Source organism: Thioalkalivibrio sp. ALD1 (assembly GCF_000381245.1).
In the GTDB taxonomy this organism is placed as follows: Bacteria; Pseudomonadota; Gammaproteobacteria; order Ectothiorhodospirales; family Ectothiorhodospiraceae; genus Thioalkalivibrio.
In genome coordinates this window covers 801,760-818,839 of sequence record NZ_KB906241.1, presented here as the reverse complement: position 1 = coordinate 818,839, position 17,080 = coordinate 801,760, and the positions used below count along the sequence as shown (strand labels likewise).

The 17,080-nt window shown below is 65.9% G+C and carries 18 protein-coding genes; 7 read left to right on the top strand and 11 right to left on the bottom strand.

From position 1 onward, the window contains the following. Positions 1-4 precede the first annotated feature (4 nt). The 3 genes from queG (at position 5) to F623_RS0103925 (ending at position 4,609) form a co-directional block, all read left to right on the top strand. The gene (gene queG, locus F623_RS0103935; protein WP_018868040.1) at positions 5-1,156 is read left to right on the top strand and encodes a tRNA epoxyqueuosine(34) reductase QueG; all 1,152 of its coding nucleotides are present in this window, start codon (positions 5-7) and stop codon (positions 1,154-1,156) included. Positions 1,157-1,270: 114 nt separating this feature from the next. Continuing rightward, the gene (locus F623_RS0103930) at positions 1,271-3,703 is read left to right on the top strand and encodes an EAL domain-containing protein (protein ID WP_018860603.1); all 2,433 of its coding nucleotides are present in this window, start codon (positions 1,271-1,273) and stop codon (positions 3,701-3,703) included. Between the two features lie 114 nt (positions 3,704-3,817). Further along, positions 3,818-4,609: a ferredoxin--NADP reductase gene (locus tag F623_RS0103925; RefSeq protein WP_018860604.1), complete on the top strand. Its 792-nt coding sequence runs from the start codon at positions 3,818-3,820 to the stop codon at positions 4,607-4,609. Here the strand turns inward: F623_RS0103925 and F623_RS0103920 are convergent, their stop codons facing one another. Beyond that, positions 4,610-5,215: a DNA-J related domain-containing protein gene (locus F623_RS0103920; protein ID WP_018868041.1), complete on the bottom strand. Its 606-nt coding sequence runs from the start codon at positions 5,213-5,215 to the stop codon at positions 4,610-4,612. It abuts the gene before it with no gap. After that, a complete protein-coding gene (locus tag F623_RS0103915; RefSeq protein ID WP_081618316.1) occupies positions 5,212-5,619 on the bottom strand; it encodes a YchJ family protein in 408 nt (135 codons plus the stop codon). The genes F623_RS0103920 and F623_RS0103915 overlap by 4 nt, the downstream gene beginning before the upstream one ends. Before the next feature lie 141 nt (positions 5,620-5,760). Here F623_RS0103915 and F623_RS0103910 point away from each other — a divergent pair, with 141 nt between their 5' ends. Continuing rightward, entirely contained in the window at positions 5,761-6,606 is an 846-nt protein-coding gene (locus F623_RS0103910) for an SDR family oxidoreductase (RefSeq protein WP_018860607.1), read from the top strand. A 397-nt stretch (positions 6,607-7,003) separates the two neighbouring features. Here F623_RS0103910 and fur read toward each other — a convergent pair whose 3' ends face one another. Then, a complete protein-coding gene (gene fur, locus F623_RS0103905; protein ID WP_018860608.1) occupies positions 7,004-7,429 on the bottom strand; it encodes a ferric iron uptake transcriptional regulator in 426 nt (141 codons plus the stop codon). Between the two features lie 100 nt (positions 7,430-7,529). Here fur and F623_RS0103900 point away from each other — a divergent pair, with 100 nt between their 5' ends. Next, complete coding sequence (locus F623_RS0103900; RefSeq protein ID WP_018860609.1) at positions 7,530-7,892, top strand: outer membrane protein assembly factor BamE; 363 nt, start codon at positions 7,530-7,532, stop codon at positions 7,890-7,892. Between the two features lie 15 nt (positions 7,893-7,907). Here F623_RS0103900 and F623_RS0103895 read toward each other — a convergent pair whose 3' ends face one another. The 3 genes from F623_RS0103895 to F623_RS0103885 are packed head-to-tail and all read right to left on the bottom strand — an operon-like array spanning position 7,908 to position 10,127. Next, positions 7,908-8,339 (bottom strand): RnfH family protein, encoded by a 432-nt coding sequence (locus F623_RS0103895; RefSeq protein ID WP_018860610.1) that lies wholly within the window; start codon positions 8,337-8,339, stop codon positions 7,908-7,910. Beyond that, positions 8,329-8,769: a type II toxin-antitoxin system RatA family toxin gene (locus F623_RS0103890; protein WP_018868043.1), complete on the bottom strand. Its 441-nt coding sequence runs from the start codon at positions 8,767-8,769 to the stop codon at positions 8,329-8,331. Before F623_RS0103890 ends, F623_RS0103895 begins: the two co-directional genes overlap by 11 nt. Continuing rightward, the gene (locus F623_RS0103885; RefSeq protein WP_018860612.1) at positions 8,769-10,127 is read right to left on the bottom strand and encodes a sodium-dependent transporter; all 1,359 of its coding nucleotides are present in this window, start codon (positions 10,125-10,127) and stop codon (positions 8,769-8,771) included. Before F623_RS0103885 ends, F623_RS0103890 begins: the two co-directional genes overlap by 1 nt. Before the next feature lie 234 nt (positions 10,128-10,361). On the opposite strand from F623_RS0103885, the gene smpB reads away from it, so the two are divergent. After that, positions 10,362-10,841, top strand: coding sequence for an SsrA-binding protein SmpB (smpB, locus tag F623_RS0103880; protein ID WP_018138063.1), 480 nt, complete (start codon positions 10,362-10,364; stop codon positions 10,839-10,841). 21 nt (positions 10,842-10,862) lie between these two features. Here smpB and F623_RS0103875 read toward each other — a convergent pair whose 3' ends face one another. From F623_RS0103875 to F623_RS0103860, 4 genes are read right to left on the bottom strand one after another with little or no spacing between them, the layout of a single operon-like run. After that, positions 10,863-11,165, bottom strand: coding sequence for a hypothetical protein (locus F623_RS0103875; protein ID WP_018860613.1), 303 nt, complete (start codon positions 11,163-11,165; stop codon positions 10,863-10,865). A gap of 3 nt (positions 11,166-11,168) precedes the next feature. Beyond that, positions 11,169-11,582 carry a phage holin family protein gene (locus tag F623_RS0103870; protein ID WP_018860614.1) on the bottom strand — a complete coding sequence of 138 codons (414 nt, stop codon included), beginning with the start codon at positions 11,580-11,582 and terminating at the stop codon, positions 11,169-11,171. Between the two features lie 3 nt (positions 11,583-11,585). After that, positions 11,586-11,903 carry a YqjD family protein gene (locus F623_RS0103865; protein ID WP_018860615.1) on the bottom strand — a complete coding sequence of 106 codons (318 nt, stop codon included), beginning with the start codon at positions 11,901-11,903 and terminating at the stop codon, positions 11,586-11,588. A 12-nt stretch (positions 11,904-11,915) separates the two neighbouring features. Beyond that, positions 11,916-13,136: an AI-2E family transporter gene (locus F623_RS0103860; RefSeq protein WP_018860616.1), complete on the bottom strand. Its 1,221-nt coding sequence runs from the start codon at positions 13,134-13,136 to the stop codon at positions 11,916-11,918. A gap of 289 nt (positions 13,137-13,425) precedes the next feature. On the opposite strand from F623_RS0103860, the gene F623_RS0103855 reads away from it, so the two are divergent. Next, positions 13,426-16,203, top strand: coding sequence for a valine--tRNA ligase (locus tag F623_RS0103855; protein WP_018868044.1), 2,778 nt, complete (start codon positions 13,426-13,428; stop codon positions 16,201-16,203). A gap of 25 nt (positions 16,204-16,228) precedes the next feature. Here the strand turns inward: F623_RS0103855 and F623_RS0103850 are convergent, their stop codons facing one another. Then, on the bottom strand, positions 16,229-16,903 hold the full coding sequence (locus tag F623_RS0103850) for a YdcF family protein (protein WP_026278566.1): 675 nt from the start codon (positions 16,901-16,903) through the stop codon (positions 16,229-16,231). Positions 16,904-17,080 lie beyond the last annotated feature (177 nt).

The window sequence follows — 17,080 nt, the reverse complement described above, 5'->3', positions numbered from 1 at the left end:
TCGTATGATTGCCGAAATCGTGCCTGAGCCTCTCGATCCACGCCAATGTCACGCGCTGGCCGAACAGATTCGGGCCTGGGGCCGCGAACTGGGCTTCCAGGCGCTGCGCATCGCGCCCGCCATGGTCCCGGAGGCGGATCGCCAGCACCTGGACCGCTGGCTGCAGCAGGGCTCGCACGGCGAGATGGGCTGGATGGCCGAACGCGCCGCACTGCGCCACGACCCCGCACAACTGATGCCGGGCGTACAGCGCGTGATCAGCGTGCGCATGGACTATTTCCCGCCGCGCACCCGGCGCCCGGCCATCCAGCTGGCCGAACGGGACCGCGCCTATGTCTCCCGCTACGCCCTCGGCCGGGACTACCACAAGCTGATCCGCAAGCGCCTGACCGAGCTGGGCCGGCGCATCGAAGCCGCGGCAGGGCCGCACGGCTATCGCGCCTTCACCGACAGCGCGCCCATTCTGGAAAAGGCCCTGGCCGCCCGCGCCGGGCTCGGCTGGATCGGCAAGAACACCAACCTGCTCGCCCGCGAGAGTGGGTCCTGGTTCTTTCTGGGCGAGCTGTTTACGGACCTGCCGCTCCCGGTGGACGACCCGGTCGGCGAACACTGCGGGGCGTGTACCGCCTGTCTCGACATCTGCCCGACCCAGGCCTTTCGCGGACCCTACGACCTGGATGCCCGGCGCTGCATCTCCTACCTGACCATCGAGCTGAAGGGATCGATCCCCGAGGAGCTGCGCCCGCTGATCGGCAACCGCATCTACGGCTGCGACGACTGCCAGCTGGTCTGCCCGTGGAATCGCTTTGCCGAGGTCTCCGCGGAACCCGACTTCGTCGCCCGCCACGGGCTGGATGCGGCCAGTCTGGTGGAACTGTTCGGCTGGGACGAAACCACCTTCCTGCAGCGCACCGAGGGCATGGCCATCCGCCGTATCGGCCACGAGCAGTGGCTGCGCAATCTGGCGGTCGCCCTGGGCAATGGCCCGGCTTCGATTGACGCCGAGACGGCCCTTCGCGCTCGCGCCGACCACCCCTCCGCGCTGGTACGTGAACATGTGGACTGGGCGCTCGGGCAACTGCGCAACCGTCGTGAGCACCCATCCCCGCCGCCCTCGGCGGACCACCTTTCCCGTCTCACAAAGGCTCCCCAATAGACCGGCACGCAGGCAACGGCAACCGTGGCTTGCCAGCACAACCGCGACAGGTGACACTCGGGAGCCGACTCCTTTTTCTGCCCGACATCTCACGAAAGGACGCACCCTGTCGCCATGCCCGATCACCCGGACAGCACCCGCTTTCAGCGCCTGTTTGAACAGGCCCCGGAGGCACAACTGGTGCTCAACTGCACGGGCAGCGTCGTCGCGGCGAACCAGGCCGCGGTACACCTGCTGGGTTACTCACAGGACGAGCTGACCACCGGCATCCACATCACCGAACTGGATCTCGAAGCCACACAGGCCGACGTCGACCGCTCGCACGGCCGACCGGACGAGCGCCTGCCGGCCCGCTTCGAGAGCCGTTTTCGCCGTCGGGACGGAGACGAGTTTCCGGCCGAAATTCATATCAACGCGATACACACCGGCGACGACATCGAGGTTCTGACCACGGTCCGCGACATCACTCGACAACAACAGGCAGAACAGGCCCTGCGCGAGGTGGAGACGCAACTGTCGGCCACTATTCGCCACGCCCCCCTGATCTTGTTCGGACTGGACCCCAATGGAGTTTTCACACTGTCCGAGGGGGCCGCCCTGAACAGTCTGGGCCTGACCCCCGGCGAGGTCGTCGGACAGGACGCTCGCATCCTGTACGCCGACTATCCGGCCATCCTGACCGCGATCGATCGCGCCCTTGCCGGAGAGCGCTTCCAGAGCGAGGTCCGCGTCGGCGAGAGCCACTTCGCCATCGCCTGGATGCCGATGGAGGTTACCCAGTCATCACAACAGGGTGTCCTCGGCGTCGCCTGGGACATCACCTCGCTGCGTGCAGCCGAGGCGAGTACCGCCTCGGAGCGGGATCGGCTCCTGACCACACTGCACTCGATCCGCGACGGCGTACTCACCGCGGACACCACCGGACGCCTGACCTATCTCAACCCCTCGGCCCGCGACCTTCTGGGCGTGGATGCCACGGCGGTGCAGGGCCAGCGCCTCGACGAGGTACTGGAGCTCGAGGACACGCATACCGGCCACCGGGTCATGAACCCGGTTACGCAGTGCCTGGAAACAGGCATGACCCTCGAATCGCCGGAGCGGGTGCTGCGGCGTCGAGATGGGGCCGCCCGCGTGGTACGCCTGCTGGTCTCGCCCCTGCGCCGCCCGGACCACCACAGTGAAGGCGTGGTGGTCGTGCTGCACGATCACACCGAGCTGTGGCGGATGACCCAGCAACTGAATCACCAGGCGACCCACGACGAACTCACCGGCCTGTGTAACCGGCGCGAATTCGAACGCCGACTGGACGAGGCCCTGCGTACCCTGGAAGAGGGCGATACGCCCCACGCGCTGTTCTACATGGATCTGGACCAGTTCAAGATCATCAACGACACCTGCGGCCACCAGGCCGGGGATGCACTGCTGCGCGAGTTGGCCGACCTGCTGCCGACGCATATCCGCGACAGCGACACCCTGGCGCGGCTTGGGGGCGACGAGTTTGGCCTGCTACTGACGCACTGCCCGGTGGGGCGTGCGGAGGCCATCGGCAAGAAGCTCCTGACGACTGCCCAGGGCCTGCGTTTCTCCTGGCAGGACCGCCGCTTCGATGTGGGCATGAGCATCGGCCTGGTCCCGATCGAGGGCGCCGGCCAGAACCTCCCCGAGGTGCTCAGCCAAGCCGATTCCGCCTGCTACGTGGCCAAGGATCTCGGGCGCAACCGGCTCTACACCTGGAAACCCTCCGACCAGATCCTGCGTCGGCGTCATGGCGAGATGGAGTGGGTCGGGCGCTTGCGCACCGCGCTGGAGGAGGCCCGGTTCGTCGCCTACGCGCAACCGGTCAAGCCCCTTGGCGGCACCGACCTGCCGCTGGACCATGCCGAGATCCTGCTGCGTCTGCACGGCGAGGACGGCACCCTGATCGCCCCGGGTGCCTTTATACCGGCCGCCGAGCGGTACCACCTGATGCCCGAGATCGATCGCCACGTGGTCGAGCTCGTGTTCAGCCAACTGGCCGATCACCGGGACCAGAACCCGGATCATGCCCCAGTCGTGGTGTCGATCAACCTGTCAGGGCAGTCACTGGCGCAGGACGGGATGCTCGAGTTCATTACCAGCCGCATGAGCCAGTTCCGCATTCAGGCACAGCAGGTCATCTTCGAGGTCACCGAAACCGCTGCGATCAGCCATCACGACCGCGCGCAGGGGCTGATTCGCGCATTGCGCTACATGGGCTGCCGCTTCTCCCTGGACGACTTCGGCAGCGGGCTGTCCTCGTTCGGCTATCTGAAGAACCTGCCGGTCGACTTCCTCAAGGTGGATGGCAGCTTCGTCCGCGATATCGCGACCAACGCCGTCGATGCGGCGATGGTCACCGCGATCCACCGCGTCGGCCATGTACTCGGGCTGCGCACCATCGCCGAGTGCGTGGAATCCGAGGAGACCATGGATCACCTGCGCGAGATCGGGCTCGACTTCGTACAGGGCTATTACCTGGCCAGGCCGATTCCGCTGACCGATTACCTCAGCGATCTTTGCAGTTCCTGACCGGGCTTGAACCCTGGCCTGACGCCTCAACCCTTCAGATAGCCAACGCTTTCGCCTTGCCGCGGGCAAGCTGTTAGCGTGCGCCCATTCTCAACTGATCAACCGTGGGACCCCATGCCGTATTCGGAAGAACAGATCACCTCGACCCATCGCTGGTCGGACAAAACCTTTAGCTTCAAGACCACGCGCCCGGAAGGCCTGAAGTTCAAGAACGGGCAGTTCGTGACGCTGGGGCTGCGCCCCGAGGGCAAGCTGATCCCGCGCGCCTACTCGATCGTCTCCGAACCGGAGGCCGAGGAATTGGAGTTCCTGAGCATCCACGTGCCCGATGGCGCACTGACCAGCCGCCTGGCCCAGGCTGGACCGGGCGATTCGGTCTGGATCAACACCAAGGTCACCGGTTCGCTAACCTTCGACTACGTGCAGCCCGGACGCACCCTGTACATGCTGGCCACGGGGACGGGGCTGGCCCCGTTCATCTCGCTCATCCGCAGCCCGGAGCTGTTCGAGCACTTCGAAAACGCAGTGCTGGTACACAGCGTGCGTACCGTCGAGGAGCTGGCCTACCGCCAGGAGATCGAGTCGCGCATCAGCGACCGCCTGCGCTACGTGCCGACGGTGACGCGCGAGAACCACGACTTCGCCTGCCCGATCGCACAGCAGCCGTATGACAACAACCAGCGCGGGGCCGACATGTTCCGCTCCGGCGAGCTGTTCCAGATCCTCAGCCTGCCCCCGGCGGATCCGGAGCACGACCGCGTGATGCTCTGCGGCAATCCGGCGATGAACCGCGAAATGAGCGAGTGGCTGGTTGAACACGGCTGGACCCAGACCAACTACAAGGGGGTCGGCAACTTCACCGTGGAACAGGCCTTCGTGACCACGATGTCCGACTCGGACGACTGACTATTTCTGAGCCAGTAGCACCCAGCGCGCCGCATTGATCCGCTGCAGGGCGGCCGTATCACCACCCCGGTCGGGGTGGTGGCGCTGCGCCAGGCGACGGTACTGCTGCCGGATCGCATCCGCATCGACCGGATCCTCCAGCCCCAGCACCTCGAGCGCCTGTTCACGCCGCTCGTCGCATGCCAATTGCGACCAGAACTCGCCCAGCAGTGCCTCCACCGCGGCCGCGTCCATCCCCTCCAGCCGCGTCAGATCCAGGTAGTAGCTCCGCAGGGGGTCAGCCCGAGCGGGCACCCCGGATGCCGTGTCCACCGCCCGTAGCGGCTCGATCCCGATATCCAGACAGTGGATACGCAGCCATTCGCCCCCCTGCGCCAGCACATCGCGCAGCCGGTACAGGCAATGGAACAGCAGGAAATGGGTCTGGAACAGGCTCAGCGGCTCCTGCAGGCGCGCCGCGGCGAACGGCTCCACCCCCTGATCGTGCAGTTGCGCAATCAGGGCATGCTCGGTGCATCCCCGAGGGTTCGCACGCAGGGACTCCAGCACCCGTTCCAGCAGCGCCGCGTCCACCGGCGAACCGGCCGGGCGATCCCCATTGCTCATGCGCCTGGAAACTCCCCGTCGACATAGACCCAGTGCCCGTCCTCGCGGCAAAAGTGGCTGCGCTCGTGCAGGCGCACCCCCTGGCCGCGCACCCGCGAACGGGCGACGAACTCGACCCAGCCCTCCCGATCCTCCGGCCCACCTGCTTCGGTCGCGCGGATCGTCAGACCGAGCCAGCGCTGATCGGGCTCCAGCGACAGGGATTCGGGGCGTGTCGCGGTAGCCCACGTAACCAGCAGGTAGTCCTCGCGACCCTCCACGAAGGCAGCGTAGCGCGAGCGCATCAGCGCCTCCGCCGTCGGGGCCGCGGCCGTGCCGTCCAGATACCGCCCGCAGCAAGCCGTACGGTCCAGCCCGGATCCACAGGCGCATGCGTCCCCCTTCCTGCGGCTGGCCTTGCCCAAGCGATATCCCCCCTACGTCTGCGCCCCCAGCATGCCCGAGCCATTGCCCCGGGTCGAACCCGCACTTGTTGGGAAAAAATTCCCAAAGCTGGCCTTCCGCGCATGGAAACGTTAGGTTGCGAAGGCCTCCTGGAGAAACCAATGGCCAACATCCTGATCATGGGCTGCGGCGATCTCGGCTGCGGGGTCGGAGAACGACTCGCTGCTGCCGGGCATTCGGTCTGGGGCCTGCGACGCCAGCCTGAGCGCATCCCGGAACCGATCCGGCCGCTGGCCGGCGACTTCGCCTGCGCGGACGCGCTGCCACCACTCCCCCCGGCGCTGGATACCGTCTATTTCATCGCTACCCCGGGCGAGTTCACCGAGGAGGCCTACCGCCGCGCCTATGTCGACGGTCTGCGCAACACCCTCGCCGCGCTGGAGCAGGGACATCAGCGGCCGCGCCGCATCGTGTTTGTCTCCAGTACCTCGGTGTTTGGCGCCGACGACGGCCGCTGGGTGGACGAGACCAGCCCCGCCGAGCCCACCCGCTTCTCCGGACGCTGCCTGCTGGAAGCCGAGCAGTTGCTGGCCGACAGCGCGTTTGCCGGCGTGGTCGTACGCTTTGGCGGCATCTATGGGCCGGGGCGCGAGTACCACCTGCGCAAGGTCCGCGAGGGCGTGCGCGGCCAGCACGAAGCACCGGTCTGGACCAACCGCATCCACCGCGAGGATTGCGTGGGTCTGCTGACCCATCTGTTTCATCTGGACACCCCCGAACCGCTTTACCTGGGCGTCGATGACGCCCCGGCGTTGCGGCATGAACTGCTCGGCTGGCTGGCGCAGAAGTTGGCGATCGATCCGCCGGGGACGCCGCCGATGCCGGCCGGTGATGTTCGCGGAAAACGCTGCCGCAACGACCGGCTGCATGCCAGTGGTTATCGACTGCGCTACCCCGACTACCGCACCGGCTATCGTGCGCTGCTCGACCGGCTCGCCACCACCTGAGCCACACCCTCACGCCTTTCAGACTAGGCATGGTTCGTCGGCTGGTGTTTACGGTGGCTTCGTCCAGCCGCCTGCCTTGTTGTGGCAGGCCCTGGTTCGGCATCCGGTGTTTATGTGCCTTCGGTCCGCACTCTGCCATGCGCTCACTCGCGAGCGCGCGCCGGGGGGCAGGTAGGATGCGGATGAGCGCAGCGAATCGCATCAGGGGGTTGCCCCAGCATCGGCATGGTGCGTTTCGCTACGCTCAACGGACCCTACAGCTAGGGGCTTATGGCAGGCGCTGGAACACCTTCTGTTTGGCACTTCCCTCCCCGATATTAGCCCTTGTGGAGGGCGTGACAGGCCGGAGCGGGACCAGCCACGAGACGGCCGGACCGGGAAACAGCGTGAGGGCGGGTCAGACCGGGCGGTGGGGGCAGGCGCTGTCGCTGCAGTCGCCGTACAAAACCAGGGCGTGGTCCTTGATGGAGAAGCCGTGCTGGCGTGCGATCTCACGCTGGCGAGTCTCGATGGTTTCGTCGAAGAATTCTTCCACGCGGCCGCACTGATTGCAGACGATGTGATCGTGGTGCCCGCCACGCTCCAGCTCGAACACGGCCTGGCTACCTTCCAGATGCAGCCGGCACACCAACCCCGCCGCCTCGAACTGGGTCAGTACGCGGTAGACCGTGGCCAACCCGATCTCCTCGCCGGAGTCGAGCAGCTCGCGGTAGATGGCCTCGGCCGTCAGGTGACGCGTCTCGGAGTTCTCGAGGATCTCCAGAATCTTCATCCGCGGCAGCGTGACCTTGAGCCCCGCTTTCTTGAGATCGCTTGTTTCCATCCTTCGATTCCCGTCACCGGATTGCTTGAGAGCATCCGGACGCTTTGGTGTACCATGCGCGTTCAACGGCCCATCCGACTTCTGGGGACCCGCCGGCTCGATGATCAAGATTCTCATTTCTATTGCCGTGGCTGCAAGCTTGCTCAGTGCCTGCAGTGGCTTCAACCAGTTCCGCCTCGACGTGCAGCAGGGCAACGTCATCGACGCGACACAGGTGGCCCAGATCCAGCCGGGCATGACCCGGCAGCAGGTCCGCTTTCTGATGGGGTCGCCACAGATCGACGGCGCGTTCAAGCGCGAAGACCGCTGGGACTACGTCTACTATCGCCGACCCGGCATCGGTCCCACGGAGCAGCGCCGCGTAACGGTGTTCTTCGAGAATGGCGTGGTCAGCTATGTCGATTCCGACGTGCCGCAACCGGTCGCGCTGGACGAATACCCGGTCGACATCGACGACAACTGATCGCAGCCGGCCGGATCAATCGCTGGCCGAATCGTTTCCACCCTCGGTTTCGCCCTCCTGCTTCTGGCCTGCAGGTTTTGCGGAAGCCTGATCGTCCCCCTTCTGCGCGCCCCCCTTGCCGGGCTTTTTCCGATTCTTGCCGGCCCGCTGACGACGGACCTCTTTCGGGTCGGCAATCAACGGGCGGTAGATTTCGATGCGGTCCCTGGGGCGCAGCACCGTGTCGCGACGGGTGAGCTTGCCAAATATCCCGACCTTGGCATTGTCCAGATCGATCTCGGGAAACTGCGCGTCGATCTCCGATTGCCGCAGGGCGGCGTCTACGGTCGTCCCCTCGGGCACGACCAGTGGCAGGATCACCTGGCGGTCGGGGCGCGCATAGGCCACCTCGATGCGGATCGTGCCCTCCCCCGACTCGGGGCTGACCGCCTCCGTATCATCGGCCACCGTAGACCTCGCGCGCACGCCGTACGAAGGCGTCGACGAAAGAGTTGGCCAGCTGATGGAAGATCGGCCCGATCGCGAATGACATCAGGCGGCTGGCGAATTCGAACTCCAGCTCCAGCGAGATTCGCGTCTGGCCGTTTTCCAGGTCGGTAAAGCGCCAGGTGCCGTGCAGGCGGCGAAACGGCCCGTCGACCAGATGGATATCGATGCGCTCGGGGCGTTGCACACGATTGCGGGTGGTAAACGACTTGTGCAGGGCGCCCTTGGCCATCTCGATGGTGCCTTCCACCTCCTCGTCGTTGCGCATGCGCGCACGCGAACTCCGACAACCCGGCAGAAACTGGGAGTAGGAATCCACGTCATTGACGAGGTCGAACATCTGCTCGCGGGTGTACGGGACCTCCGCCGAGCGCCGAACTGTCGAGGACATCAAATAAGCTCCACCGCGCGCAGGAACACAAACAGGATGGCGATCGGGGCTACGAAGCGCACCAGGAAATACCAGATCTGGTACAGCCCCCCGAGTTTCATGCGCAGCTCGGACTGGACCGAGCGCTCGGTCATGCGCCAGCCCACGAATACCGCGATCAGAAACCCGCCCAGCGGGAGCAGGATGTTAGCAGTCACATAGTCCAGCAGGTCCAGGATCCCCATGTTGAACAGGGTGTAATCGGACCAGACGTTCAGCGACAGCAGTGCGCCGATCCCCAACAGCCAGGCGGCGATGCCGATGCTGGCGCTCGCGGCCACGCGCGTCATGCCGATGTTCTCCACCAGGTAGGCGACCGCCGGCTCGATAATGGAGATCGACGAGGTCCAGGCCGCGAAGACCAGCAACACAAAGAACATGGTCCCGAAATAGAGCCCACCCGGCATCTCCGCGAACGACAGCGGCAGCGTGACGAAGATCAGGCCCGGGCCCTGCTCGGGCGAAAGGCCCGCGCCCAGCACGATCGGAAAGATCGCCAGCCCAGCCATGATCGCCACTAGGGTATCGGCCCCCACCACGGTTGCCGACGTCCGCGCGATCGAGGCCTCGCTCTGCAGGTAGCTGCCATAGATCATGATCGCGCCCATGCCGAGGCTCAGCGTAAAGAACGCCTGCCCCATCGCCAGCAGCACCGCGTTGGCCGTTAGCGCCGAGAAGTCCGGGTACAGCAGGAACTCCAGCCCCGCGATAAAGTGCCCTTCCACCATCGCGTAGCCGACCATCACCACCAGCATCACGAACAGCAGCGGCATCAGGATGGTCACGGCCTTCTCCAGACCGGACTGCACGCCGCGCGCGACCACCATCGCGGTCATCACCATGAAGATCGTATGCCAGGCCAGCAGGGCCTCGGGATTAGAGAGCAGGCCATCGAACATGGCCTCCGAGCCATCCGCATCCAGCCCCATGAAACCGCCCGTGCCGGACTTGAACACATAGGACAGCGACCAGCCGGCCACCACGCTGTAGAACGACAGGATCAGGAACCCGGCGAGCACACCGATCCAGCCGATCATGCCCCAGCCTCGGCTCAGCCCCTCCTCGCGCGCCAGCGTCACCATCGTGTTGATCGGGCTCTGGCGGCCGCGCCGGCCCAGCAGGATCTCGGCCATCATCACCGGCAGCCCGATCAGCAGGATGCAGCCGAGGTAGACCAGCACGAAGGCCCCGCCCCCGTTGTCGCCCGCGATATAGGGAAAACGCCAGATATTGCCGAGTCCGACAGCCGACCCGGTGGCCGCGAGGATAAAGGCCAGGCGGGTCGTCCACTGACCGTGGATGGAAGTCGTGGCAGGCATCAGCGGCTCCTTGTTGGTTGTACCCGTTCCTGCATACGGCGCAGCCATATCGATTCGCGAACAACGGCGCGTGGCGGCACAAGCGGGGCTTCGAGTCGCCCGGAATTGTGGGGCACGCTTACCGTGGGCTCAACTGTGCGCGGCAAACGCTGACCCGTGACGCGAACGCGAACCTGTACGTTATGCGTGTTCCCCTCGGCTTTCGTCCCGCGCGTGCAGTACACTGCGCGGGCCATGGGAAAGCCAAAAAAGAAAAAGGATGCCGGTTCCAACACCATCGCGCTGAACCGCAAGGCGCGCCACGATTTCTTTATCGAGGACCGTCTGGAAGCGGGGCTGGAACTGCAGGGCTGGGAGGTCAAGTCCATGCGGGCCGGGCGCGCCCAGCTCAGCGAGGCGTACGTGCTGCTGCGCAAGGGCGAGGCGTTCCTGTTCGGGGCTCACATCACCCCGCTACCCACCGCCTCCACCCATATCAACCCGGACCCGAGTCGCACGCGCAAGCTGCTGCTGCACCGCTCGGAGATCAACCGCCTGATCGGCGCGGTGGAACGCAAGGGCTATACCCTGGTCCCCATGGCCCTGTACTGGAAGCATGGCCGCGCCAAGCTGGAGATCGGCCTGGCCAAGGGCAAGAAGGATTTCGACAAGCGCGCCGCCAAGAAGGACAAGGACTGGCAGCGCGAGCGTGCGCGCATCCTCAAGAGCGGCTGAGGGAGAAACCGAGGCGCGGCATCACTCGGTCGGATGGGGCCGGCCCTTCCTCCACCAGTGGCGAGTCAGCCAGCCCAGTTTCGTCACCGCCAGCACCCCCGCTGTCAGCGCCTTGACGGGCCGCAGCAAGCGCAGCCCGCGCAGCTGGTCCACCGCGAACCCCAGCAGAAACGCCCTGGGAATCATCTCCGGTGACCCCAGACGCTGCAGCGCGTGCCACCAACCGGTGGCACGCACATCGTCGCGCAGTTCGTCGACCTCGCCATGCAGCCGCAGGCGCAGTTCGCGAGCACGGCCCCGCAGGCCCAGCCAAGTGCCAGCCATGGGCTACTCGGTATCCCGGCTCTCGGGCCGTGCAACCAGATTCCGCACCAGGGCACGCGTCTCCGGGTAGGTCATGCCGTGCAGCAGCCGGCCAATGCCACGCGCAACCAGCCACGCCAGCACACCGGTCAGCGCCGCCACGATCACCAGCGACAATGCCGGCGACACCCCCGCATAGGCCTGCAGCAGCATCACCACGGCCGCGACCAGCGCCAGCCACACCGTGACCACCAGTAGCCCCAGCACCACCGCAAACACGATGACCCCCACCGCATTGCGCACCAGTTGCCGGGTCTCGGTCCCCAGCAACTCGCGCGAATCCCCCAGGATACGGCCGAGGTCCTGCATTACGTCCCCGGGGTCGGCGGTATCGGAATCCGGTCGCTCGCGCGCCGGCCCGTCGTCCTGCGCCGCCATGGCCTACTTGCGGCGGGTCAATGCCGAGAACAGGGTCCCGGCCACAAAGGCCAAGCCGATCGCGGTCAGCGGGTTGTCGCGTACGTAGTTGCCGACCACGCGCAAGACGTCCTCGGAACTCTGACGCGCCTTCTCCGCCCGTTCGCGAACCTCTTCATCCGCGTGCGAAAGGCCCTCGCGGATGCGTTCCTCGGCCGTACCGGCATGTTCCGCCACGCGGTCCACGGCCTCATGGGCCTGGGCCGCCACGCGTTCAGTGGTGGAGGCGTCAAGCTCCGCTTCATCCTGCTTCTTCGCACTGCTGCTTTTCGTCGTTGCCATTACACGTACTCCCTATCGCGGGTCTGGTTCATCTTCCGACCCCTCCCCCGCGGAATTGGTTGCAGGGTCGTCGAAACCACTCAACCCCGTCAGAATTTCCGGGTCTTCCTCAATCACCTCCGAGGTATCCACCAGGGCCGTACTCCACTTGACCCTGAAGTGCTTCCAGAGGCTGGCCACAAACGCCGACAACGGCACAGCCAGGATCATGCCGATAATGCCGCCCAGCGCCGTCCCCCAGAAGAAGATCGAGATCACGACAATCGCCGGATGCAGCCCGGAGCGATCCGCCATGATCTTCGGCGTCAGCAGCCAGCTCTCGATCAGTTGCACCACGGCAAACACCACGAGCACCAGCGCAACCAGGGTCAATCCACCGCCCTCAGGCTGGAGATAGGCCACCGGAAGAGCCAGCGTCAAGCCGACGATCGTCCCCAGATAGGGCACGATATTGAGAAACCCCAGCATCAACCCGAACAGGATCGCCGCCTGCAGGCCGATCAGCGAGAACCCGGCGGCCAGCAGAACCCCCATGATCAGGGCAATCACCACCTGCCCCTGGAAGAACGCCGTCACGTAACCGACAAACAGGCGGCCCAGGAACATCAGCTCACGCTGGGTCTGGGGCCGAAAGACCGACAGGACCTCGCGCCCGCCCTCCTTCAGGCGTTCCCCCGACAGCAGCGCAAAGAACAGATACAAGGGCACAAAGGCCAGCCCGACAACCACCGTCACGTAGTGCATCAACTGCGAGCCCACACCTTCCAGGTTCGGCATGATGCTCTGGAGATCCAGGTCCTCCAGCATCGAGGCCACGCGCTCGGTCGCGTTAGGGAAATTGCGCGAGAATGACTCGTAGGCATTCTCCGCCAGTTCCGGGGCACCCTTGATGAACTCCTGAACCTGATGGCTCGCTGTGGGCACCACCAGTACCGCGACGACCACCAGCGCAATCAACACCACACCGAACAGCGAACTCACCGCCCCCATCCGCGAGAATCCCGCAATCCGCTGCAGCCAGCGCACCACCGGGTAGAGGATCAGGCTCAGCACCCCGGCCACCGACAGCGGCAGCAACAAGGCGTAGAAAAACGACACCACCTGCGCCAGCAACCAGACCAGCAGAGCCACCAGTCCGGTCAACGCCATAAACGCAGCCAACACGGCGACATAGCGAAACAGGGTCCGCTCGAAGGCGCTGAACTCGATGCTCGACTTGGGCTGGTCTTCCACGAGGAACTCGCCTTAGGGAAACACTGAGGGGTTAGATTGACCCTAACGACCCGGGCATCGTCTGCCACGGCGCACACCGCTATTTCAGGCACTGGATCACAAAAACTTCCCGCATCGCCGTACCTGCCCTTCGCAGCCGGCGAACCAACGCCATCGCAAACCACGGAAGCCGAATTCCCACCGCCGCATTGAAGCGCCATGCCGAACGGGGTCCGCACCGGGCGATCCGCGCGCGGCGTCGTTATAATGCGCGGCTTTCGCCCATTCCGACCCGAGCGCGCCCGCGATCATGGACAAGAGCTTCGACCCGAAAAGCATCGAGCAGACCCAGTACGAACGCTGGGAGGCCGCGAACATCTTCGCGCCGCCGGAATCGGGCGAGGCCAGCTACTGCATCCTGCTGCCGCCGCCGAACGTGACTGGCACCCTGCACATGGGGCATGCGTTCCAGCACACCCTGATGGACACCCTGATCCGCTATCGGCGCATGCACGGCGACCGCACCCTGTGGCAGGGCGGCACCGACCACGCCGGGATCGCCACCCAGATGGTGGTCGAGCGCCAGCTCGCCGCCGACGGCACGGGCCGCCACGACCTTGGGCGTGAGAAGTTCCTCGACGCCGTCTGGGACTGGAAAGCCGAGTCCGGAGGCACCATCACCCGCCAGATGCGCCGACTGGGCGATTCCATGGACTGGTCGCGCGAGCGCTTCACCATGGACGAGAACCTGTCCGCGGCGGTGCGCGAGGTCTTTGTGCGCCTGCATGAGGAGGGCCTGATCTACCGCGGCAAGCGCCTGGTCAACTGGGACCCGGTGCTGCACACCGCGCTGTCCGACCTTGAGGTGCTGTCGGAGGAGGAAAGCGGCCACCTGTGGCACTTCCGCTACCCGCTGGCCGACGGCTCCGGGCACCTGACCGTTGCGACCACCCGCCCGGAAACCATGCTGGGCGATACCGCCGTGGCGGTGCACCCGGAGGACGAGCGCTACCGGCACCTGATCGGCCAGACGATCAAGCTGCCACTGGTCGGGCGCGAGATCCCGATCATCGCCGATGACTACGTCGAGGCCGAGTTCGGCTCCGGCTGCGTGAAGATCACCCCGGCGCACGACTTCAACGACTACGCGATGGGCCAGCGTCACGACCTGCCGGTGATCAACATCCTGACCATCGACGCCTGCCTGAACGACAACGTACCCGAGGCCTATCGCGGCCTGGACCGCTACCAGGCGCGGCAGAAGGTCGTCGACGACCTGGACGCACTGGGGCTGCTGGAGAAGATCGACGATCACAAGCTGATGGTCCCGCGCGGCGACCGCTCCGGCACCGTGGTCGAGCCCTACCTGACCGACCAGTGGTACGTGAAGGCCGGCCCGCTGGCCGAGCCGGCGATCAAGGCGGTGGAGGACGGCCGCATCCGCTTCGTGCCGGAGAACTGGTCCAAGACCTACTTCGAGTGGATGCGCAACATCGAGGACTGGTGCATCTCGCGCCAGATCTGGTGGGGCCACCGCATCCCGGCCTGGTACGACAGCGATGGCAACGTGTACGTCGGGCGTTCCGAGGACGAGGTGCGCGAGAAGCACGGCCTGGCGGCCGATGTGGTGCTGACCCAGGACGAGGACGTGCTCGACACCTGGTTCTCCTCCGCGCTGTGGCCGTTCTCCACCCTCGGCTGGCCGGAACAGACGCCGGAGCTGCGCGACTTCTACCCGACCAGCGTGCTGGTCACCGGCTTCGACATCATCTTCTTCTGGGTCGCCCGCATGATCATGATGGGCGAGCACTTCATGGGCGACGTGCCCTTCCGCGAGGTGTACGTCACCGGCCTGATCCGCGACTCGGAAGGCCAGAAGATGTCCAAGTCCAAGGGCAACGTGATCGACCCGATTGACCTGATCGACGGCATCAGCGCCGACGACCTGGTGGCCAAGCGCACCCAGGGCCTGATGCAGCCGCAGATGGCCGCGAAGATCGAGAAGACCACGCGCAAGGCCTTCCCCGACGGCTTCCCCGCCTTCGGTACCGACGCCCTGCGCTTTACCCTGGCGGCGCTGGCCACCACCGGGCGCGACATCAAGTTCGACCTCGGTCGCATCGAGGGCTACCGCAACTTCTGCAACAAGCTGTGGAACGCCTCGCGCTTCGTGCTGATGAACGTCGAGGGGCAGGACTGCTCGGCCGCCGCCGACACGGCGGAACACCGCACCCTGGCCGATCGCTGGATCCTCGACCGCCTGGCCGCCACCGCCGCGACCGCCACGCAGCAGCTCGATGCCTACCGCTTCGACCTCGCCGCGCAGACGCTGTACGAGTTCACCTGGCACGACTACTGCGACTGGTACCTGGAGCTGACCAAGCCGGTCCTGAACGACGCGGCCACGCCGGAGGCGGTCAAGCGCGCCACGCGCAATACGCTGGTCACCGTGCTCGAGGCCCTGCTGCGCCTGCTGCACCCGGTGATGCCGTTCATCACCGAGGCGATCTGGACCAGTGTAAAGCCGCATGCGGGGATCGGCGATGACATCGAGTTCCTGGTGCAGCGCCCCTGGCCCGCGCAGGACGGCTTCCCGAATGACGCCACCGCCACCGCCGAGCTCGACTGGGTCAAGGACTTCATCACCGGGCTGCGCCGCATCCGTGCCGAGATGGACATCGCACCGGGCAAGCCCCTGCCGGTGCTGGTCAAGAACTGGAGCGAGGCCGACCAGGAGCGCTACACGCGCCACCGCGGCCTGCTGGAGTTTTTGGCGAAGCCCGAGAGCGTCACCTGGCTGGATGCGGCCGACGAGGCACCAGAGTCGGCGATGGCGCTGGTCGACGACATGCAGCTGCTGATCCCGCTGGCCGGGCTGATCGACAAGGATGCCGAGCTGGCACGCCTGGACAAGGAGATCGGCAAGCTCGACAAGAACCTCGAGCAAAGCGAGAAGCGCCTGTCCAACGAGAGCTTCGTCGACCGTGCCCCGGCCGAGGTGGTGCAGAAGGAACGCGACCGCGTCGCCGAGATGCAGGCCACCCGCGAACAGCTCGCCGACCAGCGCGAACGCATCCGCGCGATGTAGCGACGGCGACCGCTACTGCAGGGAATCAGCTGATCCGGTCGAGCATCCCCTGATGGCGGATCAGCCGGGCGAACAACCGCCCTGTGTGATACCAGTGCAGCATCCAGATTTCCCGCGCCAGCCGCAGTTGCGGTACCCGCGGCGAATGCTCGGCAGGGCAGGGACAGACCTCGAGCCCCACCCCGCGCGCAATGGCCACCGCCCGGGGCAGATGGAAGCGACTGGTCACGAGCACGCAGCTCGGCAGGCGGCCGCCAAGGCGCTGGGCCAGGAGATCGCGGGCGTTTTTCAGGTTCTCCAGGGTGTGTCGAGAGTCCTCTTCACAGAAGATACGAGAGGCCGGGATGCCGCGCCGGCGCAGAAAGGCGGCCCCCGCGGCCGACTCGCTGGGCCCTTCCGGTGAGGTATACCCGCCCAGCAGCAGAACGCGGGCCTCCGAGTCGCGGCGCAGCAGGCGCAGGGCCCGCAACAGGCGCAAGCGGTAACCCGGTCCAGGGCAACTCTCTTGTAACTGCTGCCCCAGGACGATGATCCAGGGCGCCCGCCCCGGACAATTCAGGCTCCGAACCCACAGATGCATGCGCGCCCACAGCGCGAGCCAGCTAAGCCCCGCCGTCAGCACAATGACCAGATTGGACAGCCCAAAGGTCAGCAGCCCGTCCGGCCCGACGCGCCGCAGCCCTACCCGACCGCCGATCACGACTTGCCCCCCATACTTGCCCCCTGGCGATTCGCTGGCGGTCGACTTGTCGCGTCCCATGAGAGCACCCACTCTGCCGGCCCGCCCTGCAAAACCGCTTATTCCCTGCATTTGGAGGGTACCACGCCCCTCTGGGGTTGCGTATCATCGGCCCCGGGCCGGGAGGTGCACGGCGCG